General features: G+C 71.5%; 22 protein-coding genes. 8 read left to right on the top strand and 14 right to left on the bottom strand.

The window, feature by feature from the left end; genetic code table 11:
* Positions 1-11: 11 nt before the first annotated feature.
* Positions 12-734 (bottom strand): hypothetical protein, encoded by a 723-nt coding sequence (locus E5N76_RS14560; RefSeq protein WP_149538038.1) that lies wholly within the window; start codon positions 732-734, stop codon positions 12-14.
* 3 nt (positions 735-737) lie between these two features.
* Positions 738-1,181, bottom strand: a complete 444-nt coding sequence (locus tag E5N76_RS14555) for a cupin domain-containing protein (RefSeq protein ID WP_149538037.1) — start codon at positions 1,179-1,181, stop codon at positions 738-740.
* A 142-nt stretch (positions 1,182-1,323) separates the two neighbouring features.
* On the opposite strand from E5N76_RS14555, the gene E5N76_RS14550 reads away from it, so the two are divergent.
* Positions 1,324-2,265, top strand: a complete 942-nt coding sequence (locus E5N76_RS14550; protein WP_187830174.1) for a Bug family tripartite tricarboxylate transporter substrate binding protein — start codon at positions 1,324-1,326, stop codon at positions 2,263-2,265.
* Between the two features lie 151 nt (positions 2,266-2,416).
* Here E5N76_RS14550 and E5N76_RS14545 read toward each other — a convergent pair whose 3' ends face one another.
* From E5N76_RS14545 to E5N76_RS14515, 7 genes are all read right to left on the bottom strand, one after another.
* Positions 2,417-2,725, bottom strand: coding sequence for a hypothetical protein (locus E5N76_RS14545; RefSeq protein WP_149538035.1), 309 nt, complete (start codon positions 2,723-2,725; stop codon positions 2,417-2,419).
* Positions 2,722-3,108, bottom strand: a complete 387-nt coding sequence (locus E5N76_RS14540) for a hypothetical protein (protein ID WP_149538034.1) — start codon at positions 3,106-3,108, stop codon at positions 2,722-2,724. Before E5N76_RS14540 ends, E5N76_RS14545 begins: the two co-directional genes overlap by 4 nt.
* 253 nt (positions 3,109-3,361) lie before the next feature.
* Positions 3,362-5,026 (bottom strand): NAD+ synthase, encoded by a 1,665-nt coding sequence (locus tag E5N76_RS14535; protein WP_149538033.1) that lies wholly within the window; start codon positions 5,024-5,026, stop codon positions 3,362-3,364.
* A gap of 266 nt (positions 5,027-5,292) precedes the next feature.
* Positions 5,293-6,270, bottom strand: a complete 978-nt coding sequence (locus E5N76_RS14530; RefSeq protein WP_149538032.1) for a Bug family tripartite tricarboxylate transporter substrate binding protein — start codon at positions 6,268-6,270, stop codon at positions 5,293-5,295.
* Positions 6,271-6,557: 287 nt separating this feature from the next.
* Positions 6,558-7,535 (bottom strand): NADPH:quinone reductase, encoded by a 978-nt coding sequence (locus tag E5N76_RS14525; protein WP_149538031.1) that lies wholly within the window; start codon positions 7,533-7,535, stop codon positions 6,558-6,560.
* Positions 7,536-8,014: 479 nt separating this feature from the next.
* Entirely contained in the window at positions 8,015-8,848 is an 834-nt protein-coding gene (cysE, locus tag E5N76_RS14520; protein ID WP_149538030.1) for a serine O-acetyltransferase, read from the bottom strand.
* A gap of 209 nt (positions 8,849-9,057) precedes the next feature.
* A complete protein-coding gene (locus E5N76_RS14515) occupies positions 9,058-9,327 on the bottom strand; it encodes a DUF1127 domain-containing protein (RefSeq protein WP_149538029.1) in 270 nt (89 codons plus the stop codon).
* 173 nt (positions 9,328-9,500) lie between these two features.
* Between E5N76_RS14515 and E5N76_RS14510 the strand changes: the two genes are divergently transcribed.
* The 4 genes from E5N76_RS14510 to E5N76_RS14495 all read left to right on the top strand — a co-directional run bounded on the left by E5N76_RS14510 (position 9,501) and on the right by E5N76_RS14495 (position 14,901).
* Positions 9,501-11,285: an aminopeptidase P family protein gene (locus E5N76_RS14510; protein WP_149538028.1), complete on the top strand. Its 1,785-nt coding sequence runs from the start codon at positions 9,501-9,503 to the stop codon at positions 11,283-11,285.
* A 361-nt stretch (positions 11,286-11,646) separates the two neighbouring features.
* Entirely contained in the window at positions 11,647-12,096 is a 450-nt protein-coding gene (locus tag E5N76_RS14505; RefSeq protein WP_149538027.1) for a MarR family winged helix-turn-helix transcriptional regulator, read from the top strand.
* Between the two features lie 17 nt (positions 12,097-12,113).
* Positions 12,114-13,214 (top strand): HlyD family secretion protein, encoded by a 1,101-nt coding sequence (locus E5N76_RS14500; protein ID WP_149538026.1) that lies wholly within the window; start codon positions 12,114-12,116, stop codon positions 13,212-13,214.
* A gap of 157 nt (positions 13,215-13,371) precedes the next feature.
* A complete protein-coding gene (locus E5N76_RS14495) occupies positions 13,372-14,901 on the top strand; it encodes a DHA2 family efflux MFS transporter permease subunit (protein ID WP_235907711.1) in 1,530 nt (509 codons plus the stop codon).
* Between the two features lie 108 nt (positions 14,902-15,009).
* Here the strand turns inward: E5N76_RS14495 and E5N76_RS14490 are convergent, their stop codons facing one another.
* The gene (locus E5N76_RS14490) at positions 15,010-15,630 is read right to left on the bottom strand and encodes a glutathione S-transferase family protein (protein WP_149538025.1); all 621 of its coding nucleotides are present in this window, start codon (positions 15,628-15,630) and stop codon (positions 15,010-15,012) included.
* 5 nt (positions 15,631-15,635) lie between these two features.
* The gene (locus E5N76_RS14485; RefSeq protein WP_149538024.1) at positions 15,636-16,382 is read right to left on the bottom strand and encodes an enoyl-CoA hydratase; all 747 of its coding nucleotides are present in this window, start codon (positions 16,380-16,382) and stop codon (positions 15,636-15,638) included.
* Positions 16,383-16,526: 144 nt separating this feature from the next.
* Here E5N76_RS14485 and E5N76_RS14480 point away from each other — a divergent pair, with 144 nt between their 5' ends.
* On the top strand, positions 16,527-17,483 hold the full coding sequence (locus E5N76_RS14480; protein WP_187830173.1) for a tripartite tricarboxylate transporter substrate binding protein: 957 nt from the start codon (positions 16,527-16,529) through the stop codon (positions 17,481-17,483).
* A 241-nt stretch (positions 17,484-17,724) separates the two neighbouring features.
* Here the strand turns inward: E5N76_RS14480 and E5N76_RS14475 are convergent, their stop codons facing one another.
* The 3 genes from E5N76_RS14475 to E5N76_RS14465 all read right to left on the bottom strand — a co-directional run bounded on the left by E5N76_RS14475 (position 17,725) and on the right by E5N76_RS14465 (position 21,852).
* Positions 17,725-19,911, bottom strand: coding sequence for a TonB-dependent siderophore receptor (locus E5N76_RS14475; protein WP_149538022.1), 2,187 nt, complete (start codon positions 19,909-19,911; stop codon positions 17,725-17,727).
* 299 nt (positions 19,912-20,210) lie between these two features.
* Entirely contained in the window at positions 20,211-20,786 is a 576-nt protein-coding gene (folE, locus tag E5N76_RS14470; RefSeq protein ID WP_149538021.1) for a GTP cyclohydrolase I FolE, read from the bottom strand.
* 151 nt (positions 20,787-20,937) lie between these two features.
* Positions 20,938-21,852, bottom strand: coding sequence for a LysR family transcriptional regulator (locus E5N76_RS14465; protein WP_149538020.1), 915 nt, complete (start codon positions 21,850-21,852; stop codon positions 20,938-20,940).
* A gap of 102 nt (positions 21,853-21,954) precedes the next feature.
* On the opposite strand from E5N76_RS14465, the gene E5N76_RS14460 reads away from it, so the two are divergent.
* Both E5N76_RS14460 and trpE read left to right on the top strand, forming a co-directional pair.
* Positions 21,955-23,409, top strand: a complete 1,455-nt coding sequence (locus E5N76_RS14460) for a 4-hydroxyphenylacetate 3-hydroxylase family protein (RefSeq protein ID WP_149538019.1) — start codon at positions 21,955-21,957, stop codon at positions 23,407-23,409.
* 293 nt (positions 23,410-23,702) lie between these two features.
* Positions 23,703-25,205 (top strand): anthranilate synthase component I, encoded by a 1,503-nt coding sequence (trpE, locus tag E5N76_RS14455; RefSeq protein ID WP_149538018.1) that lies wholly within the window; start codon positions 23,703-23,705, stop codon positions 25,203-25,205.
* Positions 25,206-25,240: the final 35 nt, after the last annotated feature.

The following is a 25,240-nucleotide window of genomic DNA, read 5'->3' as shown; positions in this document are numbered from 1 at the left end:
GATTTTTGCAACTAGCTTGCCACAATGGCCGGCGTCACCCAGAGGGCGCGCGCCACGCCCCGCAACCCGCCATCCGCGCCGAAGATGGCGGTGCCGGCGGAAAGCTTCCGCCCCTCCCGCCCCAATTGCCAGCCGAGGACGATGCACTCCTCCCCGGGCGCGACCGGGGCCAGCAGCCGGGCGGCGATGCGGCCCAGCAGCATGCGCTGCGGCGCCTCCCCCACGGTGAAGGCGAAGGAGCCGGCGCAATCCAGCGCGGCCCAGAGATAGATCGGCGCCACCCTCCCATCCGGCCCGGCGAAGGCGGCATGCGGAGTCCAGGCGGCGGCGGCGATGCCGGGGCGGCCGGCGACCCGCCCGGTGAAGACGCGCAGCCCGACCCCCTCCGCCCAGGCGGAGCCGCAGACGAAGCAGCGGCCGATGGAATGGGTGAAGGGGCCGTCGAGGAACCAGCGCGTGGCGGCACGGGCCTCCGCCAGGCTGGGCGGCGGCGGCGGCGCCAGGTCGAGATCGGTGGGGCGGGCCTCGGCGATGGTCGCGCCCTCGGCATCCAGGGCGCGCACCAGGCCGTCCTCCCGCTCGATCCGCAGGGGCTGGTCCAGCGGCCAGCCGCGGCGCAGCGTCACCTCCGCCGGCTGGGTGCCCAGGCGCTCCGCCATCAGCCCGGCGACATAGCCGCCATTGCCGATGCCGTCCGGGCCGCGGAATCGCGCCGCGATGCTCGCTTCTTCCATGCCTCAGCGCCGCTCCACCGGGGTGGAGGTGGCAGGGCCTTCGCCGACGATCAGCAGCACGGTCGGGTCCTCCTTGGCGCCGTCATAATGCACGCCGCGGGCGAAATGCGTGACGAAGCTGCCGGCGGGCATGGGCACGGTCTCCTCCGGCTTGAATTCGGGGCCGTTGCCCATCCACCAGGTGCCGGAGAGCACGGTGATGAAGCGGTCATTCGGGTGGAAATGCGGGCGGCTCATATGGCCAGGCAGCCAGCGCACCATCACCGCATAGAAGCCGGGCTTCGCCGGGTCGCCCACCAGCACCGCCTGCTGGTTGCCGCTCGCCGTCACCGGGCCCCAGGGAATCTGCTCCGGCAGGCGGAAGGCGATGGCGCGCGGATCGAGCTCCGCCGCACGGGCCGGCAGGGCGAGCAGCAGCAGCAACAGCAGCAGATGGCGGGGTCGCATGCGGTTCCTCCTTCGCCATCGGCTTCGGGGCCGGTGGCCTGTTCACGCCCGGGGCAAGGTCCCGGCCTGCCGAGGCCAGGAGCCTAGCGCCAGGCCTTCGCCTGGGCCAAGCTGGCGGCAAAACCAAGGGGAGGACACGCCTATGCCGCAACGCCGCGCGGTGCTCGCGGGGCTGGCCGCGCTGCCCGCCATGCCCGCCCGGGCGCAGGGCTGGGAGCCGACGCGACCCATCCAATGCATCATCGGCTTCGCCCCGGGCGGCGGGGCGGACCTCATCGCCCGCGCCATCGTGGAGGCGGCGCAGCCGCTGTTCCCGCAGCCCCTGGTGGTGGCGAACCGGCCGGGCGCCGGCGGGACCATCGCGGCGCAGTACGTGGCCGGGCTGCCGGGGGACGGCCATACGCTGCTGATGGGCGGCGGCAGCGAGAGCACCAGCATCCCCGCCTACCGCGCCCTGCCCTACGACGCCCGCACCAGCTTCCGCGCGGTGATGCGGCTGCTGCGGCAGCGCATGTTCATCCTGGCCAGGGCGGATGGCCCCTACCGCACGATGCAGGAGGCGCTGCTGGCGGCGCGGGCGAAGCCGCAGGCGGTGAGCCATGGCAGCTCCGGCATCGGTTCCATCTACCACGCCGTCTTCGCGGTGCTGGAGAAGCGGGCGGGGGTGGAGTTCCTGCACGTGCCCTTTGCCGGCGGCGCGCCGGGGCTGCAGGCGGTGGCGGCCGGCCAGGTGGATCTGATGGTGGCGAGCCCGGAGGAATTCCGTGGCCTGACCGATGGCGGGCTGCTGCGCGTGCTGGCCTGCTGCTCCGCCGAGCGGGCGCCTTCCTTCCCGGAGGTGCCGACGCTGGTGGAATTGGGGCTGGAAATGGCGCTGGAGAACATGAAGGGCTGGGTGGTGCCGACCGGCACGCCGGATGCGGCGGTGCGCTACCTGCATGACCGCTTCCGCGCCGCCATGGCGAAGCCGAGTTGGCAGGCCTTCGTGGAGCGCGCCGGTGAGGGCGATGGCTATCTGGATGGGCCGGGGTTCCAGAAGGCGATGGATCAGGTGCTGGATGCGGTGACGGCGGCGACGCGTTGAGGGAGGGCTTTGCCCGCCCTCACCAAGGGCCGAAAGGCCCTTGGAACCCTTGCATCTTGGACCCGACGGTCGAGACGCCAAACTCAAGGTTTCCAAAGGCCCTTCGGCCTTTGGCGGGGTGGGTCCGGGAGGGGCAGAGCCCCTCCTGGAATCACCGCCCCGGATCGAGCGCCGCGTAGTCCGTTTCCGCCTTCCGCGCCGCCGGCGTGGCGATGCAGTGCTCCACCCAGGCCTCGCTGTCGAACCCCTCCGCCGCGGCGTATTCGCCGAAGGCGTAATAGGCTTCGCTCAGCGCCGCCGGGTCCGGGGTTTCCCGCCGCAGATCCTCGATCTGCGCCCGGATGAAGCGGCGGGCGTATTCCGCCGCCGCCTCGGCGGAGGCGAAGCCCGTCACCTCCCATTCCTCCTCCGGGTCCTCGCCGCTGGCGAAATCGCCGCAGAGGACGCGGTGGCGGCTCATTCCTCCTCTTCCTCATCCTCCCCGTCGCGGCGGGGGTCGAGGGCGCGCCAATTGCGCTCCTCGGTGTCCCGGGCGGGGCGGGCGGCGAAGTCGTTCAGCTCGGCGGCGCTGCGCCAGGCCTGTTCGGCGCCGCCCACCACCTCGGCATCCTCGCCGAAGGCGAACCAGGCGGCCAGCACCTGGTCCGGCGTCATGCCGCGGTTGCGGCAGCGGTCCATGCTGTCCCGCACGTAGCGGCGGGCGAAGGCGTTGGCATGTTCCAGCGTCTGGAAGCCACGGATGGTCTCCACCGGGTCGGCGCCATTGCCGCCGGAGAGGTCCATGATGCGGACGGAATAGCCGCCCTCGCGCCCGAACAGGCCGGAATCGAAAGTAGCAGCCATGGCGGCCTCCCTCTCTGTGGCTGCGCCCTATAGGCCGGCGGCGAGGCGGAGGGGAGACTTGCCATGGCCGCGCCGGCCGGCATCCGCCGGAAGGCTCCTGCCGAGCCGGCAGCTTCAACTCCCGGATCCGAAACTCAGACCGGGGTCCGGGGCCAGGTCCCGGCCCCGTGGGATCGAACGCTTGCGTTCACCGGGGGCAGCGCCCCCTGCCGGGGTTGGGGCGGAGCTCCTGATCCCCCAGGGGCGTTTCCCGCTACGCGATCAGGTTGGTGTACCCGTTGGTGATCGGATACCGCCGGTCCCGTCCGAAGGCGCGCGGGCCGATCTTCACCCCGGGCGGCGCCTGGCGGCGCTTGTATTCCGCCCGGTCCAGCATGCGCCACACCCGCAGCACCGTGGCGCGGTCGTGGCCCTCGGCGACCAGCGCCTCCACCCCGCGCTCGCCCTCCACCAGCCCTTCCAGGATGGCGTCCAGCACCTCATAGGGCGGCAGGGTGTCCTGGTCCGTCTGGTCCGGCTTCAGCTCGGCGGAGGGCGGCTTGGTGATGACCCGTTCCGGCATCACCGGCCCGGCCGGCCCCAGCGAGCCGGCCGGCACATGCGCGTTGCGCCAGCGGCAGAGCCGGAAGACCAGCGTCTTGTAGATGTCCTTCAGCACCGAATAGCCGCCGCACATATCGCCATAGAGCGTGGCGTAGCCGACCGACATCTCGCTCTTGTTGCCGGTGGTCAGCACCATGTCGCCGAATTTGTTGGAGAGCGCCATCAGCGTCAGCCCGCGGGCGCGGGACTGGATGTTCTCCTCGGTGATGTCCGGGGCGCGGTTGCCGAAGGCCGGCGCCAGCATGGCGCCGAAGGCCTCCATGGCCGGGCCGATGCCGATCGTCTCGTAGCGGATGCCGAGCAGCTCGGCGCAGGCGGCGGCATCCTCCAGGCTCTCGCGGGAGGTGTAGGGCGAGGGCATCATCACCGCCCGCACCCGGTCCGGCCCCAGCGCATCGGCGGCGACGGCGGCGGAGATGGCGCTGTCGATGCCGCCGGAGAGGCCCAGCACCACGCCGGGGAAGCGGTTCTTGTTCACGTAATCCCGCAGGCCGAGCATCATCGCCCGGTAGACCTGCTCCTCCGCCGAGGGGATGGGTGCCAGCTTCTGCGGGGTGCAGACCAGGCGGCCATCCCGCCGGGTCCACTCCGTCAGGGTGATCGCCTCCTCGAACAGGGGCATCTGCACGGCCAGGCTGCGGTCGGGGTTGAGCACGAAGCTCGCCCCCTCGAAGACCAACTCATCCTGGCCGCAGACCTGGCCGAGGAAGACGAAGCCGAGCCCCGTCTCCACCACCCGCGGCACGGCGAGGTCGATGCGGAGCTGCGCCTTACCGACCTCGAAGGGGGAGCCGTTGATGCTGATCAGCACCTCGGCGCCGCTCTCCGCCAGCGTTTCCGAGACGGTCGGGAACCACCAATCCTCGCAGATCATCAGCCCGAGGCGGAAGCCGCGGAAGGCGACCGGCCCGGGGGCGGGGCCGGGCTCGAAGACCCGCTTCTCGTCGAAGACGCCATAATTCGGCAGCTCGTGCTTGGCGCGGCGGGCGATGATCTTGCCGCCATCCAGGACGAAGAGGCCGTTATGGCGCTTCCCCTCCGCCACCCAGGGGCCGCCCAGCACCACGCCCGGCCCGCCATCGGCGGTCTCGGCCGCCAGGGCCTCGATGGCGGCGGCGGCATCGGCGTTGAAGCTGGGCTTGAGGACGAGATCCTCGGGCGGGTAGCCGCCGATGGAGAATTCCGGGGTGACGAGAAGATCGGCCCCGAGCCGCGCCGCCTCCGCCCGCGCCCGACGGATGCGCTCGGCATTGCCCCGGATGTCGCCGACATGCGGGTTGATCTGGGCGAGGGCGATGCGGAGGGTTTCGGCCATGGTCCTACCAAGCTAGGGAGGCGGCTGGCGGGGGTCAACGCAACCTAGAGCGTGATCGGTTGAGGTCGAATCGACCGAAACCGTGAATCACGCGACCGAACAATGAGCTAGAGCGGGGCGGGTGAGCGCAGCTCAACCGATCCCGCTCTAGGGCGCGCAAGGCAAGGGGCGATCCTGCCCCATCGGCGCAGCCCGGCCACAAAGGGGACGCCGTCCCCCTTTGGAAACCCCCTGCCAAGGGCCGAAAGGCCCTTAGGGCCCTTGAGTTATTCCATCCGGGCGCCGGAGATGCGTACCATCTCCTTCAGCATCGGGCGCTGGGCGGCGGCATGGCGCTCGGCGTCCTCCGGCGTGCTCCAGACGCAGCGGGCGCCGGTCTGCTCGAAGCGGCGCTGCACGGAAGGATCGGCCGCCACCTCCTTCATCGCCGCATTCACCTTGTCGACCACCGCCCGCGGCATGCCTGCGGGGCCGACCCAGGCGCACCAGGAGGTGACGACGAAATCCGGCACCCCGGCCTCCGCCATCACCGGGATCTGCGGCAGGCTCGGCCAGCGCTGCGGGCTGGTGACGGCGAAGGCCTTCACCCGCCCCTCGGCGATCACCGGCGTATAGCTGGCGAGGTTGTCGATCGCGAAGGTCAGGTCGCCCGCCAGCATGGCCGGGATGATCTGCGCCGCGCCGCGGAAGGGCACGTGCTGGCCGTCGATCTTCAGCCGGTCGCAGAAGGAGGAGCCGCAGAGATGCGCCGTGGTCCCCACCCCCGGCGAGCCATAGCTGACGCCGCGCGGCTGCGCCTTCGCCCAGGCGATGAATTCCTGCAGGCTGTTCGTCGGGTTATGCTGGGCGGAAACGACGACGACGTTCGGCAGCTCCCAATGCATCGAGACCAGGGAGAAATCCTTCTCCGGGTCGAAGGGCAGCCGCGTGTAGAGGAATTGCGCGACGGAGAGGTTGGCGATGGTGGCCGGGCCCTGGGTGTAGCCATCCGGTGCCGCCTTGGCGATCGCCTCCATGCCGATATTGCCGCTGGCGCCCGGCCGGTTCTCCAGCACGAAGCTCTGGCCGAGCTTCTGGGTGAGCTGCTCGCAGAGGAGGCGCGCCAGCACGTCGGTGGAACCGCCCGGCGGCCAGGGGACGATGACGCGGATGGGGCGGTTCGGCCAGTCGCCGGCGGATTGCGCCAGCGCCGGCGTGGCGAGGCCGAGTAGCGGCGCGGCGAGGAGGGAACGACGAGGCAGCATGGGGCTGGGCTTCTCCCGATCTTGGACAGGGGGGGAGATGACACCATGCGCCCCAGGGCGGAAGCCCTTTCCTGCCGGCGCGTCCCTACGGCCGCAGGGCGGCGGCCGGCGTCGCCCGGGCGGCAGGCCGGGCCGGCGAACCAGCCGGGGCACGGCGCGCCGCCGCCCGTCCGGTCGATGGCAGCACGCCGCCCACCTCACCCGGGGCGATAGGCAGCGCCGCGCCGCGCAATGCGCGCCGTCAGCCGTTCAGCCGGCGGCAGCACGGCCCGGCGCGGCCGCCCGGCTCAGCAATCCAGGACGAGATTGCCCATCAGATTGCCCGCCTCCACCGCGTCATGCGCCGCGGCGCATTCGGCCAGCGGCATATGCGCCGCCACCGCATGCCGCACCAGGCCGCGCGCCAGCCAGGATTGCAGCGCCCCCACCGCCGCCGCGCGCTGCGCCGGCGTCAGCTCATAGACGATGAAGAAGCGCACCCCGATGCCCTTCACGATGGTGGGGGAGAAGGGGAAGATGGCCTCCTGGGTGTTGGAGCCATAGGCGCCGACCACCGCGCCATGGGCTGCCAGCTTGTGGAGCATCGGGCCGTTGCCGGCCAGGTCCACCTCGACGATGCGGCCGACGCCCTCGCCGCCGGTCAGCGCCATCACCCGGGCGGGGACGTCCTCCGAGCGGTAATTCACGCAGGCATCGGCGCCGGCCGCCATGGCATGCGCCGCCTTGGCGGGGGAGCTGACGGTGGCGATCACCTGCGCCGCGCCGAGCAGCCGGGCGAACTGGATGGCGTAGAACCCCACCGCGCCCGCCCCGCCGGTGACCAGCACGCGCTGGCCGGTGCAGCCGCCATCCGTCACCAGCGCGTGCAGCGCGGTTAGGGCAGGGATGCCGAGGCAGGCGCCTTCGGCGAAGCTGGTGCCCTCCGGCAGGGGCATGGCCTGGATCGCCGGCAGGGCGATGTATTCGGCGGCGGTGCCGAAGGCGCGCTTCCACTGGCTGTTCCATAGCCAGACCTGCTCGCCGATCCGGGCGGGCGGCACCCCCTCCCCCACCGCCTCGATAATTCCGGCGCCGTCGCTGTGCGGGATGACGCGGGGAAAAGCCATGGGGCGGGAGGAGCCGCGGCGGGTCTTCCAATCCGAAGGATTCACGCCGGAGGCGGCGATTCGGACCAGCACCTCGCCGGGGCCGGGGGTGGGGGTGGGCAGGTCGCCATAGGTCAGGACGCTGCTGTCACCGTTCTTTTCGTACCAGATCGCCTTCATGTCGCGCCTCGGCCTTTCGCGGATTCCCCCGAGGCTGCAGCCTGCACGCGCGGTCGGAGGCGTGCAATCGCCGGTCGCAGGGGACGCGGCCCTAGAGCGTGATCGGTTGAGGTCGCATCGACCGAAACCGTGAATCACGCGACCGAACAATGAGCTAGAGCGGGGCGGGTGAGCGCAGCTCAACCGATCCCGCTCTAGCCGCCTGCCAGGCCGGCCTGCGCGAGGGCGGCGCGCAGATCGGCTTCGGGGATGCGGATGGTGTTGGAGGCGAAGCTGCCGAGCGCCATGGTCCCGCCGCTGAGGCGGAAGCAGATCAGCGCCGGAAGCTGCCGCAGATCATAGGCGGGCGACGCGCGGCCGCTGCCGAGACTGTCGGTGAAATTGCCGAAGCCGCGCAGGCCGATAGTCCCGGCCCGGCAGGCCTGGCGGCCTTGCCCCGGGCGAAGCCCCTGCCCTTTACCCTTTCCCCAGGATCCTTCTCAGCACCCCTCCGTCCCGGCCTCCGGCAGCGCATGGCTCATCACCAGCGCCGGGATCGCCTCCGGGCACCAGCCGACGATCCGCGCCGGCACGCCCGCCACCGTGGCGCAGGGCGGCACGTCCCGCAGCACCACGCTGCCCGCCCCCACCTTGGCGCCGCGGCCGATGACCACATTGCCCAGCACCTTCGCCCCTGCCCCCAGCAGCACGCCGTCCCGTACCTTGGGGTGGCGGTCCCCCGCTTCCTTGCCGGTGCCGCCCAGGGTCACGCCCTGCAGGATGGAGACGTCATTCCCCACCACCGCCGTCTCCCCCACCACCACGCCGGTGCCGTGGTCGATGAAGACGCCGATGCCGAAGCGCGCCGCAGGATGCAGGTCGATGCCGAGGCCGCGCGCCGCCTGGGCCTGGAGGAAATAGGCCAGCGCCCGCCGCTCCCGCCCCCACAGCCAATGCGCCACGCGGTGGAGCTGCAGGGCGTGGAAGCCCTTGTAGTAGAGGAAGGGGGTCAGCAGCCCCGCCGCGGCCGCCGGATCGCGGGCGCCGATCGCCAGCAAATCGGCCCGCAGCGCGGCTTCCAGCGCCGGCTCCGCCGCCCAGGCTTCCAGCACCAGCCCGGCCAGGCGCTCGGCGCCGAGTTCCGGCGTGCCCAGCCGGTCCCCCAGCACGGCGGCGAAGGAGTCCGGCAGGCCTGGCCAGCGCAGGATGGTGGCGTAGAGGTGGCGGTCGAGCAGCGGCTCCGCCTGCAGCGTGCGCAGGGCTTCCCGGTGCAGGCTGGCCCAGGGGTCTTCCGCCAGGCGGGCCTCTCCCCCGGGCGTCGGTGGCTGCTGCATCCTGCTCCTCCTCCGCCGCGCGGTGGGGAGAATATCGGCGGCCGGGCGGCGCAGGGAAAGGCCGGCGCCGCGATATTCATCGGCAGGGAGGGAGGAATGGAGGGCACCAGGGGGCGTGCGGGGGGTGCACGCCCCCTGGCGCAAGCCCGCGCCGCCGGATTGGGGGGAAGCGGCGCGGGCGATCCCGGGGCGCCTGGGCGCCCCGCGGTTCAGTTCGCCGTGCCGTCCACCACGCGGTCGATATCGCCGGGAGTGAGGCCGATATCGGCCAGTTCCCGCGTCGTCATCCGCCGCAGCTCCTCCCGCGCCCGCCGCCGGGCGGGCCAGGAGAGGAGGCGGTCGGCGAAGTGGACGATGCGCTGGCCCAGCGCGGCCTCATGCGCGCGGCCGGCGGCGAGGCGGAGGGCCTCCACCTGCTCGGCCATCGGGCTGCGGGGGAGGAGGATTGCGGCCTCCGACTTGGTAATGCGGGCGTCCATGGGTAGCGTTCCGAATGTCCTGCGTCGGCCGGCTGGCCGTTTCGCTGTGCCTCAGCAATTAGGATCGGAACCGGCGCGGGATCAGCGCGAATGTAACAGGGAAGACATGCACGTAGCGCATTCCTTCCTGTGGAAGCCAGCAAAAACGTTAAGTCTGTTGCAAGGAATGCTCGATGAGCCCCGCCGAACGCCTCGCCGCCCTCCGCGCCGAACTTGCCCGCCTCGGGGTGGACGGCTTCCTCGTCCCGCGGGCGGATGAGCATCTCGGCGAATACGTCCCGGCTTCCGGGGAGCGCCTGGCCTTCCTCTCCGGCTTCACCGGCAGCGCCGGCCTGGCCGTGGTGCTCGCCGACGGCACGCCCCCTCGGGCCGCGCTCTTCACCGATGGCCGCTACACCACCCAGGCGGCGCAGCAGACCGACACCTCGCTATGGGAGCAGCGGCACATCACGGAGAACCCGCCGGGCGACTGGCTGGCGGAGCACGCGGCGGGCAAGCGCATCGGCTACGATCCCTGGCTGCACAGCGAGGCCGGGCTGCAACGGCTGGAACGCCCGGGCGTGACCTTCGTACCCCTGCCACGCAACCCGGTGGACGCCATCTGGGCGGACCGTCCGGCCCCCCCTGCCGCCCCTGCCCTGCCCCATCCGCTGGAATACGCCGGCAAATCCGCCGCGGAGAAGCGCGAGGAAGCGGCTGCCCTGCTGCGGGCGGCGGGGGAGGATGCGGCGGTGCTCGCCGATGCGCATTCCCTGGCCTGGCTGCTGAATCTGCGCGGCGGGGATCTGGAGAACACGCCCCTCGCTTTGGGCTTCACCCTGCTGCGCGCCGATGCCAGCGCCGAGATCTACCTGGATCCCGGCAAGGTGCCGCCGGAAACCCGCGCCCATCTGGGCAATGACGTGGTGGTGCGGCCGCGGGGGGAGATCGCCGCGGCGCTGCAAGGGCTGGCGGGGCGCAAGGTGCGGCTGGACCCGGAAACCACCCCCGCCTGGTTTGCCGCCACGCTGCGCGAGGCCGGCGCCGGCGTGGTGGCGGGCGACGACCCGGTGCGCCTGCCGCGGGCCTGCAAGAACCCGGTGGAGCAGCAGGGCGCCCGCGCCGCGCATGGGCGGGATGCGGTGGCGCTGGCCCGCTTCCTCGCCTGGTTCGCCAAGGCAGCGCCCGCGGGCGGGCAGACGGAGCTGAGCGCGGCGGCGAAGCTGCTGGAATTCCGGCGGGAGCTGGCGCTGTTCCACGGCGAGAGCTTCCCCGCCATCAGCGGCGCCGGCGAGCATGGCGCCATCGTGCATTACCGCGTGACGCCGGAGAGCGACCGGGCGATCCACCCGGATGAGTGCTACCTGATCGACAGCGGCGGCCAGTTCCACGACGGCACCACCGACGTGACGCGCACCCTGTGGACCGGCCCCGGCCCGGCACCGGAGCAACTGAAGGACCGCTACACCCGCGTGCTGCAAGGCCATCTGGCGCTGGCGGCGCTGCGCTTCCCGAAGGGCGTCGCCGGGCCGCATCTGGATGCGATCGCGCGGCGGGCGCTCTGGGCGGTGGGGCTGGATTACGACCACGGCACCGGCCATGGCGTCGGCAGCTTCCTCTCCGTGCATGAGGGGCCGGTGGCCTTCAGCCGGGCCGCGAAGCCGGTGCCGCTGGCGCCGGGGATGATCCTCTCCGACGAGCCGGGCTACTACCTGCCGGGCCACTACGGCATCCGGATCGAGAACTTGCTGCTGGTGCGGGAAGCGCCGGAACAGCCGGACCAGGTGAAGCCCTTCCTGGAATTCGAGACCCTGACCCTGGCGCCCTATGATCGCGCGCTGATCGCGCCGGCGCTGCTGACGCCGGCGGAGCGGGCGCAGGTGGATGAATACCATGCGCGGGTGCTGGCGGAGGTGGGGCCGAGCTGCGGCGCGGCGACGGCGGCGTGGCTGCAACAGGCCTGCGCGGCGCTGACGTAGGGATGGGGCTTCGCCCCGAAGCCCCCGGCAGGGGCTCTGCCCGGGCCCCGCCGGACGGGGTTGGCGGCACTGCCGCCAACGCTTCCCCCGACCCCGCCCTGAGTCCCCCGCCCTGCGTCAGCCGGCGGTTCAGGACGGCGCCGGCGCCCAGGGAGCCAAGGCGAGCGGGGGCCCGAATGGCAGACCGCCGAAGCGTCGAGCCCGCCATGGGACGCCCCGTCAGCCGTCAGAGAGAATGCCACCGGGTCTGGCGCCCGGCCCCGTCTTGCACGAATGATTAGCAGGCTTATATTCACTCCGCTGATTCTCCCGCGGGTGCGTTCCCGGATGGCGTGCCACCCGCCACGCCCCGTCACCGCCCATGCCGATGCCCGACACCCTTCTCACCCTGCTGCATGAAGTGGCCCATCTCAGCCGCACCCGGGCGGACCGCCTGGCCCGCGCCCAGGGGATGAGCCGTGCCCAGTGGATCGCCCTGGTCAAGCTGCAGCAGCGGGACGGGATGACCCAGCGGGAGCTGGCCGAGCTGCTGGAGGTGGAGCCGATCTCCGCCGGCCGCCTGGTGGACCGCCTCGCCGCCCGCGGCCTCATCGAGCGCCGCGCCGACCCCGCCGACCGCCGCATCTGGCGCCTCCATCTCACCCCGGCCGCGACGCCGGTGCTGGCGGAGATTGACGCTGTCCGCGCCGCCTTCTCGGCCGAGGCGCTCCAGGGGCTGGACCCCGCCCTCTGCGAGGCCGCCGCCGCTGCGCTGCAAGCCATGAAAGCCAACCTCCTGGCCGCCGAGACCGAGACCGGCACGGCCGCCTGACTCCAAGGACCGAGAAGATGCCCGAAGGCTCCCTCCGCAACCCGGCGGCGGCCGATGCCGCCTCCCCTGCCCCGCCCGAAGCCCCCAAACGCCGCCGCCGCTGGCTGCGCCCCGTTCTGATGCTGGGCGGCGTTCTCGTCGTGCTGCTCGGCGCCGGCGCCGCCTGGCTGCATGGCGGCCGCTATGCCGGGACCGATGACGCCTATGTCCAGGCCGACAAGCTGCTGCTCGCCACCGATGTCGCCGGCATCGTCCAGCGCATCGCGGTGCGGGAGGGCGACAGCGTCCAGCCCGGCCAGGTGCTGGTGGAGCTGGATTCCGCCCCCTTCCGCCACGCGCTGGACCAGGCCCAGGCGCAGCTTCACCAGGTGGCGCTGAACCTCACCTCCATGCAGGCGGATTATCTCCGCATCCAGCGCGACATCGCGGCGCAGGAAGCCGCCGTGCAGCTCGCCCAGGTGCAGTTCGAGCGCCAGGCGCAGCTCGTCGGCACCAGCGCCGCGCTGCGGGCGAATTACGACCAGGCGCGCTTCGGCCTGGCGCAGGCGAAGCAGCAGCTCGAATCGCTGAAGGCCCAGGCGCAGGTCCAGCTTGCCAAGCTGGGCGGCAATGCCGAGGCGCCGGTGCAACAGCACCCGGACTATCTGGAAGCCGCCGCCCGCGTCGCCGAGGCGCAGCGCCAGCTTGACCACACCGTGCTGCGGGCGCCCTTTGCCGGGGTGGTGACGCAGGTCTCCACCCTGCAGCCCGGCCAGTACCTGGCGGCGGCGACGCCGGCCTTCGCCCTGGTCTCGGCCGAGCATCTCTGGGTGGATGCGCTGCCGAAGGAGACCGACCTGACGCATGTCCGCCCCGGCGATCCGGTGAGCGTCACCATCGACACCTATCCGGGCGTGACCTGGCAGGGCCGGGTGGAGAGCATCAGCCCGGCTTCGGGGTCCACCTTCAGCGTGCTGCCGGCGCAGAATGCCTCCGGCAATTGGGTGAAGGTGGTGCAGCGCATCCCGGTGCGCATCCGGGTGGAGCAGAAGCCGGGCATGCCGCAGCTCCGCGCCGGGATGAGCGCGGTGGTCTCGATCGACACCGGGCATGAGCGGCATCTGAGCGACCTGTTCTGAGGGGGTGGGGGATGCGGGCAGCCCTGCTCCACCCCCATCCCGGCCCTCCCCCGCAGGGCGGGGGAGGGAGACGTGACCGACCGCCCCCTCCCCGCTGGCGGGGAGGATGCCGCCACCTCCTCCCTTCCCCCAATAACCCATCCCGTCAGGTGACATCGTGACCCAGGAGTCCGTCCCGCATCGCGGGATCATCACCGTCTGCGCCATGGTGGCGACGCTGATGCAGGCGCTGGACGGCACCATCGCCAATGTCGCCCTGCCCTATATGCAGGGCGGCCTCGCCGCGACCTCCGACCAGATCACCTGGGTGCTGACCAGCTACATCACCGCCGCCGCCATCCTGACGGCGCCGGTCGGCTTCCTCGCCGCGCGCTTCGGGCGCCGGGCGGTGTTCCTCGGCTCGGTCGGCGGCTTCACCCTCGCCTCCCTGCTCTGCGGCGCGGCGCAGAGCCTGCCGCAGATGGTGGTGTTCCGCCTGCTGCAGGGCGCCTTCGGCGCGGCGCTGGTGCCGCTCAGCCAATCCACCATGCTGGATATCTACCCGGCGGAGCAGCGCGGCTCCGCCATGGCCATCTGGGGCATGGGCGTGATGGTGGGGCCGATCCTCGGCCCGACCCTCGGCGGCTGGCTGACGGGGAATTGGAATTGGCGCTGGGTGTTCTACGTGAACCTGCCCTTCGGCCTGCTCGCCTTCCTCGGCCTGCTGATCTTCCTGCCGAAGGACAATCCCGAACGCGACCGCCGCTTCGACTGGCTGGGTTTCGGCGTGCTGGCGCTCGGCCTCGGCGCGCTGCAGATCATGCTGGACCGCGGCGAGCTGAAGGCCTGGTTCGGCTCCACCGAGATCATCGTGGAGGCGGTGCTGGCGGCGCTCGGGATCTACCTCTTCCTCGTGCATCTCATGCTGGCGCCGAAGCCCTTCATCCCGCCGCGCATCTTCCGCGACCGGAATTTCGCCGCCGGCCTCGGCATCATGTTCGCGGTGGGCGCCATCCTCTTCGCCACCGCCGCCCTGCTCGCGCCCTATCTGCAGACCCTGGCGGATTACCCGGTGCTGACGGCCGGCCTCGCCATGGCGCCGCGCGGCCTCGGCACCATGGCGGCGATGTTCATGGCCGGCCGGCTTGCCTCCCGCTTCGACCCGCGCCTGGTCATGATGGGCGGCGTGCTGCTGCTGGCCTGGACGCTGTGGGAAATGACGGGCTGGACGCCCGACGTCTCGATGTCGCGGCTGGTGACCTCGACGGTGCTGCAGGGCATGGGGCTGGGCTTCGTCTTCATCCCGCTGAACCTCGTTGCCTTCGCCACGCTGGACCCGAAGCTGCGCACCGACGGTGCGGCGCTGATCAGCCTGCTGCGCAACCTCGGCAGCGCCATCGGCATTTCCGCCATGTCGGCGCTGCTGACGCGGAACACCCAGGCGATGCACGCGGATCTGGCAGTGCATGTGACGCCGCTGAACCGGCTGTTCACCCTGCCCTGGGTGCAGCGCTTCTGGGACCCGAGCACCGCCGCCGGCGCGGCGGCGCTGAATGAGGAGGTGACCCGGCAGGCCACCATCATCGCCTATGGCAACGACTTCCGCGTGCTGATGTTCCTGGCGCTGGCCATGCTGGCGCTGCTGCCGCTGATGCGGCGGCCGGCGCGGGGCGTGGCGGCGGAGCCGGGGCATGCGGCGATGGACTGATGCCCCACGACGCCGCCGCGCAGCGCCGCGGGGACCCGGAGCTTGCTCCATGTGCGGCGCTTCGCACGGCCTTCCCTGCCGAAGCCACGGAGGGGCAGCAGGCAGCGCTCAGCCGGCCGCGGGGGATATCAGCGCGTCGTCCAGCTCCGTCGCGCGCCGATGCGCCGGCCGCACCTCCAGCTTCTCCCAATAGCGTTCCAGCACCGGCCGGCGCGGCAACATGCCGAATTGCGTCCCCCACCAGAGCTGCGCGCCAAGATAGACATCCGCCGCGGTGAAGCTTTCGCCGGCGATGTAGCCGCCATGTGCCAGCGCGGCCTCCAGCGCGGCCAGCACCGCTGCCTGATTGCCGAAGCCCACCGTACGTTCCTTCTCCGCCGGCACGGCGATGCCGCAGCCATTGAAGGTGACGAGCTGCTCCAGCGGCCCGGCGGCGAAGAACAGCCAGCGGTAATAGGCGGCGCGCGCCGCCGGTGGCGGCGCCAGCCCGGCCGCCGGGAAGGCATCGGCCAGATAGGCGCAGATCGCCGCCGTTTCCGTCACCACCACCCCGCCATGGCGGATGGCCGGCACCTTCCCCATGGGGTTGATCGCCAGGTAGTCGGGCGCCTTCATCGGCGCGCCATATTCCAGCACCACCGTCTCATAGGGCGCGCCCACCTCCTCCAGCATCCAGCGGGCGATGCGGCCGCGCGACATGGGGTGGGTGTAGAGGACCAGCTCCGGCATGTCGGTCACCCCTTCGGCTTCAGCACCTTGGCCATGATGGCCTGGGTCTCGGCGGAGGCCAGGCGCTCGGCGAAGATCTCCAGCTCCTCCTCCATCCGCGCCAGCAGCCGCGGCTGGTCCGGCCGCAGCAGGCGCTTGGTGGCGCGGAGCGATTCGATCGGCTTCTGCGCCAGAACGCGCGCCGTCGCCATGGCGTTCGGCAGCAATTCCTCGCGCGGGATGATCCGGTTGACGAAGCCGAGGCGCTCCGCCGTCGCGGCGTCGAAGAACTCGCCGAGGAGCATCAGCTCCGCCGCCCGGTGCCGGCCGACGATCCAGGGCACCAGGAGGGAGGAGCCGAGCTCCGGCACCAGGCCGAGATCGACGAAAGGCATGCGGAAGCGGGCCTCCGGCGCGGCATAGACCAGATCCGCATGCAGCAGCATGGTGAAGCCGATGCCGATGGCGAGGCCGGGCACGGCGGCCACCACCGGCTTGTCCAGCCGCGCCAGGCCCTGATAGACGCGGCGGCTGGGGCGCGGGCCGGGCTCGGCCGGGCGGCTGCGGAAATCCGCGATGTCGTTGCCGGCGCAGAAGACATCCTCGCTGCCGGTGATGAGCAGGCAGCGGATCGCATCATCCGCCTCGGTGCGCTCGATGGCGTCGGCGAGGCCGGCATACATCTCGCGCGTCAGGGCGTTCTTCTTCTCCGGCCGGGTGAAACAGACGGTGCAGACGCCTTCGGCGATCTCGGTGCGGATCTGGTCTGACATGGGTTCCTCCTGCGCCGGGAAGGTAGGGCAGATCGGGGCCGGGCGGGAATGCCCTCGCGCCGGGGGCGCGGCCCGGTGCAATCGGCCGTGGCGGCGCGGCGCGGCGGGTGGCAGGCTGGCGGCAAAACCATCCGGGAGGAAAGCATGGCGTTCACCGCGATTCCCCGCCGCCTCGCCCTCGGCGCCCTGCCGCTGCTGGCGGCGCCGGCCCTGGCCCAGGGCCGGGCCGTGACGCTGGTGGTCCCCTTCCCGCCCGGCGGCTCCACCGATGTCATCGCCCGGCTGCTGGCGGACCGCATGGCGCCGGCCCTCGGCGTGAATGTGGTGGTGGAGAACCGCCCGGGCGGCGCCACGGTGGTGGGGGCCGAGGCCGTGGCCCGCGCCGCGCCGGACGGCATGACGGCGCTGGTGAACAGCGGCACCACGCTCACCCTGAACCCGCTGCTGATGAAATCCCTCTCCTACAAGCCGGAGGATTTCGCCGCCGTCTCGCTGCTCTCCACCCTGCCCTTCGCCTTCCTGCTGAAGCCCGGCCTGCCGGGCGACATCGCCGGCTTCGTCGCATACGCGAAGGCGCGGCCGGGGCAGTTGAACTACGGCACCAACGGCCCCTCCTCCTTCAACAACATCGCCGCGGTGCTGGTGGCGGAGGCGCTCGGCATCCGCATGCAGGACGTGACCTATCGCGGCGATGCGCAGCAGCTTGCCGCCTTCCTCGCCGGCACGCTGGATCTGCTGGTGGTGGGCGGGGCCTCGGCCATCCAGCCGCATCGCAACGGCCAGGGGCGGATCATCGGCTGGACCGGCGACCGGCGCATGCCCGCGACGCCGGAGATCCCGACCTTCGAGGAAAAGGTGCCGGGGACGGTGGCGCAGACCTATTTCGGCCTGGTGGTGCCGGCGCGCACGCCGCGTGCCCCGATCGAGCGCCTGGCCGCCGCCGCTGCCGCCGCGCTGCAGACGCCCGATTTGCGCGAGCGGCTGCTGGCCGAGGGGCAATTCGCGATGGGCAGCGGACCGGAGGAATTCGCCACCTTCATGCGGGTGGAGGCGGACAGGTGGCGGCCGGTGCTGGCGAAGATGAACCTGCAGATCGAGTAGGCCGGCGCGCCGGGGCGGAGTGTCCGGCGCGATGCGGCCCCGCCGCCGCACCGCGCCGGGCAGCCCCGGTCGAGGCAGCCCCCGGTCAAGGCAGCCCCCGGTAAGGCAGCCCCGGCCAGGGCGTGACCGCCCGAGGCTGAATCAACCTCAGGCGCGCCAGTCGCGCGATCCGGCAACGGCCCGGAGCGTCATGCGCGCGCCGCGGCGAGCGCATCGCCCCTCCAGGCCCGCCGCTCCGCCCTCAGAACCGGTGCCGCAGCGTCGCCAGCACAGTCCGGCGGTAGCCGTACCAGCACCAGGCATAGCTGAGGCAGGAGGAGACGTAGTCCTTGTCGAACAGGTTGCTGACATTCACCTGCAGGGAGGTGCCCTCCAGCGTCCGGCTGAGCTGGCCGAGGTCGTAGCGGGCCATGAGATCGACCAGCGTGTAGTCCGGCACCCGGAAGGTGTTCGCCGAATCGCCCCAGCTCTTGCCGACATAGCGCACGCCGCCGCCGATCCCGAGGCCCGCGAGGGACGAGCCCTCCTGGAAGGTGTAGTTCGCCCAGAGCGAGGCCATGTGGCTCGGCACCCCGGTCGGCACCGTGCCGCGCTGCGGCCTGGTGGAGGTCGGGGTGCCGAGCAGGCGGTCCGCCGTGACGGTCGAGTTGCTGCTCGTCACCTCATTGTCGAGATAGGTGTAGCTGGCGACCACGTCGAAGCCGGCCGCGAGGCTCGCCCGCGCCTCCAGCTCCACGCCGCGGGTGCGCACCTCGCCGGTCTGGATGGAGTAGCGGGAGTCCTGCGGGTCCTGCGTCGTGATGTTCTGCCGCCGGAGGTCGAACACCGCGGCGGAGAACAGGGCATTCACCCCGGGCGGCTGGTAGCGGATGCCGATCTCGTGCTGCTGCCCGGTGGTGGGCTGGAAGGGCGCGCCGCCGCGGGCGGGGGAGAGGGTGCCGGTCTGCGGCTCGAAGCTCTCCGTGTAGGAGTAGTAGGGCGCGACGCCCCAGGGGGTGACGTAGACGATGCCGGCGCGGCCGGTGAAGGCATCGGTGTCGAGGATCGCGCGCGTCGAGCTCCGCGTCACCAGGTTCTCGTTGCGGGTATCCGAATTGTACCAGTCGCGCCGGCCGCCAAGGGTGATCAGCAGCGGCCCGACCCGGATCTGGTCCTGAGCGTAGAGGCCGACGCCGTTCTGCTCCTGCCGCGTGCGCGAGGTGTAGGGCGTGCCCGGCATGCGCACGCCATAGACCGGCGCGAAGAGGTCGATCGGCGGCACGCCGGAGGTGGTGAAGGTGTTGGCGTAGGTGTCGCTGTTGACGTTGTAGTAGTCCACCCCGGCGAGGAGGGTGTGGTGGATCGGCCCCATCTCCAGCTTCCCCTCGATCTGGTTGTCGAGGGTGATGGTGTCGAAGGTGACGTCGCTGGCGGAAACGCCGCGGGCGAAGGTCCGGTAGTCGAGGAAGGCGGGCGGGGTGGTGCCGTTGGCTTGGCGGTAATAGCCCTCGGACCGCGCGTAGCGGAAATTCTGCCGCACGGCGAGGGAGTCGTTGAAGCGGTGCTCGGCGAGATAGCCGATCTGGTACTGGGTACGGTCCAGCCGGTCGAAATTCGGGTCGCCATCCCAGAAGCTGGTGGAGATGCGGCCATAGGGGTTGGGCAGCACCGAGCCATAGGCCGGCACGGCGCCATAGGTGCCGCCCCAGGGATCCCGCTGATAGAGGCCGAGCAGGGTGATGGTGGTGTCGGCCGTCGGGCGGAAGGTCAGGGAGGGGGCGAAGAAGTAGCGCTCCTCCTTGGCGTGGTCGATCTGGGTGTCGGAACGCGAGTAGGAGGTGACGATGCGGCCGAGCAGGGTGCGGTTCTCATTCAGCGCGCCGCTGAGATCGATGCCGGCGCGGAAGCTGTCCCAACTGCCGCCCTGCAGCATCAGCTCGCGGTAGGGCTGGTCGGTGGGGCGCTTGCTGATGAGGTTCACGAGGCCGCCGGGGCCGGCCTGGCCGAACATGACGGAGGCCGGGCCGCGCACCACATCCACCCGCTCCAGCCGGTAGGGATCGACGCTGGGGTTGGCGTCGCGGCCGCCGAAGGTGCGCATGCCGTCGAGGAATTGCGGCGCCTGGAAGCCGCGGATGGTGAATTGATCGAGTCGCCCGACGACGCCCCGCGTCTCCACCGCCACGCCCGGGGTGTAGCGCATGATGGCGTTCAGGCCCTGCGCTGCCTGCGCCTCGATCTGGTCGCGGGTGACGACCGAGATGGATTGCGGCGTCTCGATGAGGGGCGTGTCGGTCTTGGTACCGGTGGCGGCGGTCTCCGCCACGAAGCCGCGGACCGGCGCCCAGCCGCGCGGCAGCCCGGCATCGATCCGCACCTCCGGCAGGGCGACGGCGCCGCCCGGTGCCTGGTCGGGCTCGGTCTGGCCCCTGGCCGGGGGCGCAAGCATCGCCGGGCCGATGAGCAGAGCCGCAATCAGGGACAGGGTCCCGGGTCGCCGCGCGCTGCCGCCCGGCCCGCCATGGGACAGGCCAATTTCCTTCGGTGCTCTTACCATTTCATTCCGTCCCGGCACGGGAATTGCGTATAAATGCGAATGACTCGCATTTTCAGATAGCCCGCCGTTTCGGGGATGTGGAGAGAAAAAGAGAGTTACATCCGCTGGCGAGCTGCCGGGGACTCAGGGCGGCGGGGCTGGGGCGCCTCAGCGGCCGGGCCGGGGGCGGTGTGCCCGGCCCGGCCGGACGCTCAGGCCGGTGCCTTGATCAGCGCCAGCAGCTCCCGCCTGGTATTCGCATCGTCGCGGAACGCGCCAAGCATGCGGCTGGTGACCATGGCGGCGCCGTGCTGGTGCACGCCCCGCGTCGTCATGCACTGGTGCTCGCTTTCGATGATGACGGCGACGCCGCGCGGCTGCAGCACCGCCTCGATGGTGTTGGCGATCTGCGCGGTCAGCTTTTCCTGGATCTGCAGGCGCTTGGCATAGGCCTGCACCACCCGCGCCAGCTTGCTGATGCCGACGACGCGCTGGGCGGGCAGATAGGCGACATGGGCGCTGCCGATGATCGGCACCATGTGGTGCTCGCAATAGCTTTCCAGCCGGATGTTCTTCAGCAGGACGATCTCGTCATAGCCCTCGGTCTCCGCGAAGGTGCGTTCCAGCAGCGCGACGGGGTCGATGGCGTAGCCGGCGAAGAATTCCTCATAGGCGCGGGCGACGCGGGCGGGGGTGTCGAGGAGGCCTTCGCGATGCGGGTCGTCGCCGGCCCAGCTGATGAGGGTGCGGATGGCGGATTCGGCCTCGGCGCGGCTGGGACGGGGCATGGCGGATCTCCTTTCGGGGGAGGAGAACGCCGGGGGGCGGCTGGGGCTCCGCCCCAGACCCCGCCAGGGGCGCTGCCCCTGGACCCCGCCGGGGACCGGACCGGTCCCCGGACCCCGGTCCGAATCGGCAGGTTGAACCGCAAACCCACCTTCACTCGTCGAACAGCCCGCCCACCGCGAACGCCTCCCGCACGAACCCCGCGAAGGCCGCCACGGCCGGCCGCGCCGGCAGCCCGCGCGGCGAGAGCAGCATCAGCCGCACCGGCCGCAGATCCGGGTCCAGCGGCAGGGTGGTGACGCGGCTGCCATCCACCGCATGGGCGCTTTGCGCCACCGCATTCTGGATGGCGAAGCCATGGCCGTTGCCGACCATGCCACGGATCAGCTCCTGGCTGCGGGAGGCGAAGCCGATGCGGGGTTCCAGCCCCTTGGCACGGAACAGGGAATAGAAGTAGTCGCGCGAATGCGGCAGGTCGAGCAGCAGCAGGCGCTCGCCGGCCAGCTCCTCCAGCTTCAGGCGCGGGCGCTTCGCCAGGGGGTGGTGCAGCGGCAGCACGGCGTGGGGCGGCAGCTCGGCCAGGGTCTCGGCTTCCACGGTTTCGGGCAGGGCGAAGTCGTAGGCCAGCGCCAATTCGGTGCGGCCGAGGGCGAGCTGGGTCAGCAGCTCCTGCTGGTCCCCCTCCTCCAGCCGCACGGCGATGGCAGGGTGGCGGGCAGCGAAGGCGGCCAGCAGCCGCGGCAGGAAGCGCGGCGCGACGGTGAGGAAGCAGCCGAGGGTGATCTCCCCCGCCGGCGCCCCGCCCAGCGCCCGGGCGGTGCGCGCCACATCCGCGGCATGGGCGAGGAGTTGCCGCGCCTCCGCCACCACCCGCGCCCCGGCCGGGGTGGGGGTGACGCCGCGGGCATGGTGGCGGAGGAAGAGCGGCAAGCCGAATTCCGCCTCCAGCGCCGCCAGGGCTTCGGAGATGGCGGGCTGGGAGACGTGCAGGCGGCGGGCGGCGGCGGTGACGCTGCCCTGGTCCGCCACCGTGACCAGATAGCGCAGGGCGCGGAGGGAAAGGTCCATCAGCATAGGCTAGGCCGATGCCGAAGCCCGGCAAAAGATATTTCCCCGATGAATCTAGGCGGGGCATCCTGCCTGCGGCACAGGCAAGGAGGGCCGCTCCGCATGATCCGCACCGGCGCGCAATACCTCGACGGCATCAAGGATGGGCGGGAGGTCTGGATCGACGGCGAGAAGGTGACGGATGTCGCCCGGCACCGGGCCTTCGCCCCGATCGCCGCCGCCAAGGCCCGCATGTACGACATGCAGCATGAGGCGGCCTACCAGGCCGATCTGACCTACGTGGAGGGCGGGGAGCGGCACAGCCTGTTCCAGCAGCCGCCCACCACCCAGGAGGATTGGTGGCGGAAATGGCGCAGCGTCGACCTGCTGCTGCAGGACGTGGGCGGCGTCGTCACCCGCGTCGGGGATGAGACGGTCGGCGAGATGTGGTCGCTGCAGGATGGCAAGGACATCCTGAACGAGATCGACCCGCGCTTCGCCGACAATATCAGCAGCCATATCCGCCGGGTGGTGGAGCTGGACCCTTTCCACGTCTCCGCCAACACCGACCCGAAGGGCGATCGCAGCCGACCCATCACCGAGCGCGATCCCGACATGATGGTGCATGTGGTGAAGGAGACGAGCGCCGGCATCGTCATCCGCGGCGCCAAGTACGAGACCGCGGCGGCCTATGCCGACCAGGCCTATCTGAAGCCGACGGTCGGCGCCTGGACCGACGAGAAGGAGAGCGACTACGCGGTGGGGTGCATCGTGAAGATGGGCGCGCCGGGCGTGAAGCATATCTGCCGCGGCGGCTTCGCGGGGCGGGGCGATCCTGCAGATTACCCGCTGGCCAACCGCTTCGACGAGGTGGATACGCTGGTGGTGTTCGACGATGTCCTCATCCCCTGGGAGGATGTCTTTTTCTATCGCTACACGAAGGCGGCGCAGCAGGTGCGGGCGACGCTGCACCGCTACTCGGCATTCCCCTATGTGCTGCGGCTGCTCCACAACGCCGACCTGATGATCGGCGCGGCGATGTGGAGCGCGAAGCAGACCGGCCTGGAAAAATTGCAGGCGGTGCAGGAGAAGCTGGCCGACCTGGCCTGCTACCGGGAAGGCATCAGGGCGCATCTGGTCGCCTCCATCACCCTGGCGGAGCGCTCCCCGGCCGGGCTGCTGATGCCGAACCAGTCGCTGCTCTATGCGGGACGGGTCCTGGCCTGTTCGCAGCTTCCGGTGATGATGCATGCGGCGCGGGAGCTGATCGGCGGGCAGATCTGCGTCACCCCGAATGCCGCCGCCTTCCGCAATGCCGGCAGCGGCGAATGGCTGCAGAAATTCTACACGCTGAACGCCGAATGGGCGGCGGAGGACCGGCGCAGGCTGCTCGCCTTCTCCCGCGACCTGCTGAACAGCGATTACGCCGGGCATCGCCTGGCCTTCGTGCAATTCGCCCAGGCGCCGCATTTCAACCACCTGGCGGCGGTGTACCGGAACTTCGATTTCTCCGGCCCGCTGGATTTCGTCCGCCGCAGCGCCGGGCTGTCGGAACAGGTGCTGGGCAGGCCGAAATAGCCAGGCCGGTACGGCGCCGGGGGCGCCTTCCTTTGCGGGACGGGTGCGGGAGGCCGCGGCGCTCCCCGCCGCGTGGAAGGGCCTGCTTCGAACCGCGAAGCCCACCCCCGCTTCAGCCGCAGGGGGATCCCACCGGCAATGTCGGACCTTTCCGCGGCCCCCGGCGGGGCGGCTCCGGGGCGACAGCCCCCTTCCGAACCGGCTTTTCGCGCGCCTTGGCCTTGATGCCCGCCCCCGCCCCCGCCATGACAGGGGTGCGGACCCTCCGCATTTCCCGAGAAGGACACCACCCCATGCCGAGCCCCGATTTCGCCACCTTCAGCGCTGGTCTTGCCGCCGGGCAGGGCCAGGTGCTGTGGCGGGAGCGGGTCGCGGATCTGGACACGCCGGTCGGCGCCTTCCTGAAGCTGGCCCAGGGCAAGCCCAACGCCTTCCTGCTGGAGAGCATCGAGGGCGGCGCCGCCCGCGGCCGCTATTCCGCCATCGGGCTGGAGCCCGACCTGATCTGGCGCTGCCGCGACGGGCAGGCGGAGCTGAACCGCCACGCCCTCGCCGCCCCGCACGGTTTCGAGCCCGCCGGCGAGCCGGCGCTGGACAGCCTGCGCCGCCTGCTGGCCGCCAACCACCTGCCCCTGCCGCCCGGCCTGCCGCCGATTGCCGCCGGGCTGTTCGGCTATCTGGGCTACGACATGGTCCGTCTGATGGAGCGCATCCCGGCGAAGAATGCCGATGTGCTCGGCGTGCCGGAGGCGGTGCTGGTGCGCCCCACCCTGGTCGCGGTGTTCGACCATGTGCGGGACGCGCTCTCCCTCTTCACCACCGTCTGGCCCTCGCCCGGGCTTGACGCCAGGGCGGCCTATGACGCCGCCGAAGCCCGGCTGGACGAGGCGGAGGCGGCGTTGGACCGCCCCCTGCCCCGCCCGGCGGCGCCCGTTTCCCTGCCCCCGCCGCCGGCGCCCGGCAGCAATTTCACCGAAGCAGGCTTCATCGCGGCGGTCGAGACGGCGAAGGAATACATCCGCGCCGGGGATTGCTTCCAGATCGTCCCCTCGCAGCGCTTCTCGGCGCCCTTCGCCCTGCCGCCCTTCGCCCTCTACCGCGCGCTGCGGCGGATCAACCCGGCGCCCTTCCTGTTCTATTTCGACTTCGCCGGCTTTGCCGCGGTGGGCGCCTCGCCGGAGATCCTGGTGCGGCTGCGCGACGGGGAGGTGACGATCCGCCCCCTGGCCGGCACCCGCCGCCGCGGCGCCACGCCGGAGGAGGACAGGGCGCTGGAAGCCGAGCTGCTGGCCGACCCGAAGGAACGGGCGGAACACCTGATGCTGCTCGATCTCGGCCGCAACGATGTCGGCCGCGTCGCCGCCATTGGCAGCGTGCAGGTCACCAGCCAATTCCAGATCGAGCGCTACAGCCAGGTGATGCATATCGGCAGCGAGGTGAAGGGCCGCCTCCGCCCCGGCCTCACCGCCATCGATGCCCTGGCCGGCGGCTTCCCGGCCGGCACGCTGACCGGCGCGCCGAAGGTGCGGGCGATGGAGATCATCGAGGAGCTGGAACCCTCCCGCCGCGGCATCTATGCCGGCGGCTTCGGCTATTTCGGCGTGGATGGCGGGATGGACACCTGCATCGGCCTGCGCATGGCGCTGGTGAAGGACGGCGTGATGCATGTGCAGGCGGGCGCGGGCGTGGTCGCGGACAGCGACCCGAAGGCGGAATACGAGGAGACCTGGCAGAAAGCCCGCGCCCTGTTCCGGGCGGCCGAAGAGGCCGTGCGCTTCGCGGCGGGACGGAAATAGGCCCCGGCGGACACCCTTCCCCGCAGGGCGGGGGC

It is taken from the genome of Siccirubricoccus phaeus, assembly GCF_008360935.1.
GTDB lineage: Bacteria > Pseudomonadota > Alphaproteobacteria > Acetobacterales > Acetobacteraceae > Siccirubricoccus > Siccirubricoccus phaeus.
This window is presented reverse-complemented; position numbering and strand designations above follow the sequence as displayed.

Excerpts from the sequence above, each read along its gene's own strand:
- folE (WP_149538021.1), bottom strand. The coding sequence starts at position 20,786 with ATGCCCCGTCCCAGCCGCGCCGAGGCCGAATCCGCCATCCGCACCCTC.
- E5N76_RS14465 (WP_149538020.1), bottom strand. The coding sequence starts at position 21,852 with ATGGACCTTTCCCTCCGCGCCCTGCGCTATCTGGTCACGGTGGCGGAC.
- E5N76_RS14460 (WP_149538019.1), top strand. The coding sequence starts at position 21,955 with ATGATCCGCACCGGCGCGCAATACCTCGACGGCATCAAGGATGGGCGG.
- E5N76_RS14480 (WP_187830173.1), top strand. The coding sequence starts at position 16,527 with ATGGCGTTCACCGCGATTCCCCGCCGCCTCGCCCTCGGCGCCCTGCCG.
- E5N76_RS14505 (WP_149538027.1), top strand. The coding sequence starts at position 11,647 with ATGCCGATGCCCGACACCCTTCTCACCCTGCTGCATGAAGTGGCCCAT.
- E5N76_RS14490 (WP_149538025.1), bottom strand. The coding sequence starts at position 15,630 with ATGCCGGAGCTGGTCCTCTACACCCACCCCATGTCGCGCGGCCGCATC.
- E5N76_RS14560 (WP_149538038.1), bottom strand. The coding sequence starts at position 734 with ATGGAAGAAGCGAGCATCGCGGCGCGATTCCGCGGCCCGGACGGCATC.
- E5N76_RS14545 (WP_149538035.1), bottom strand. The coding sequence starts at position 2,725 with ATGAGCCGCCACCGCGTCCTCTGCGGCGATTTCGCCAGCGGCGAGGAC.
- E5N76_RS14550 (WP_187830174.1), top strand. The coding sequence starts at position 1,324 with ATGCCGCAACGCCGCGCGGTGCTCGCGGGGCTGGCCGCGCTGCCCGCC.
- E5N76_RS14525 (WP_149538031.1), bottom strand. The coding sequence starts at position 7,535 with ATGAAGGCGATCTGGTACGAAAAGAACGGTGACAGCAGCGTCCTGACC.
- cysE (WP_149538030.1), bottom strand. The coding sequence starts at position 8,848 with ATGCAGCAGCCACCGACGCCCGGGGGAGAGGCCCGCCTGGCGGAAGAC.
- E5N76_RS14500 (WP_149538026.1), top strand. The coding sequence starts at position 12,114 with ATGCCCGAAGGCTCCCTCCGCAACCCGGCGGCGGCCGATGCCGCCTCC.
- E5N76_RS14510 (WP_149538028.1), top strand. The coding sequence starts at position 9,501 with ATGAGCCCCGCCGAACGCCTCGCCGCCCTCCGCGCCGAACTTGCCCGC.
- E5N76_RS14485 (WP_149538024.1), bottom strand. The coding sequence starts at position 16,382 with ATGTCAGACCAGATCCGCACCGAGATCGCCGAAGGCGTCTGCACCGTC.
- E5N76_RS14555 (WP_149538037.1), bottom strand. The coding sequence starts at position 1,181 with ATGCGACCCCGCCATCTGCTGCTGTTGCTGCTGCTGCTCGCCCTGCCG.
- E5N76_RS14540 (WP_149538034.1), bottom strand. The coding sequence starts at position 3,108 with ATGGCTGCTACTTTCGATTCCGGCCTGTTCGGGCGCGAGGGCGGCTAT.
- trpE (WP_149538018.1), top strand. The coding sequence starts at position 23,703 with ATGCCGAGCCCCGATTTCGCCACCTTCAGCGCTGGTCTTGCCGCCGGG.
- E5N76_RS14535 (WP_149538033.1), bottom strand. The coding sequence starts at position 5,026 with ATGGCCGAAACCCTCCGCATCGCCCTCGCCCAGATCAACCCGCATGTC.
- E5N76_RS14475 (WP_149538022.1), bottom strand. The coding sequence starts at position 19,911 with ATGCTTGCGCCCCCGGCCAGGGGCCAGACCGAGCCCGACCAGGCACCG.
- E5N76_RS14515 (WP_149538029.1), bottom strand. The coding sequence starts at position 9,327 with ATGGACGCCCGCATTACCAAGTCGGAGGCCGCAATCCTCCTCCCCCGC.
- E5N76_RS14530 (WP_149538032.1), bottom strand. The coding sequence starts at position 6,270 with ATGCTGCCTCGTCGTTCCCTCCTCGCCGCGCCGCTACTCGGCCTCGCC.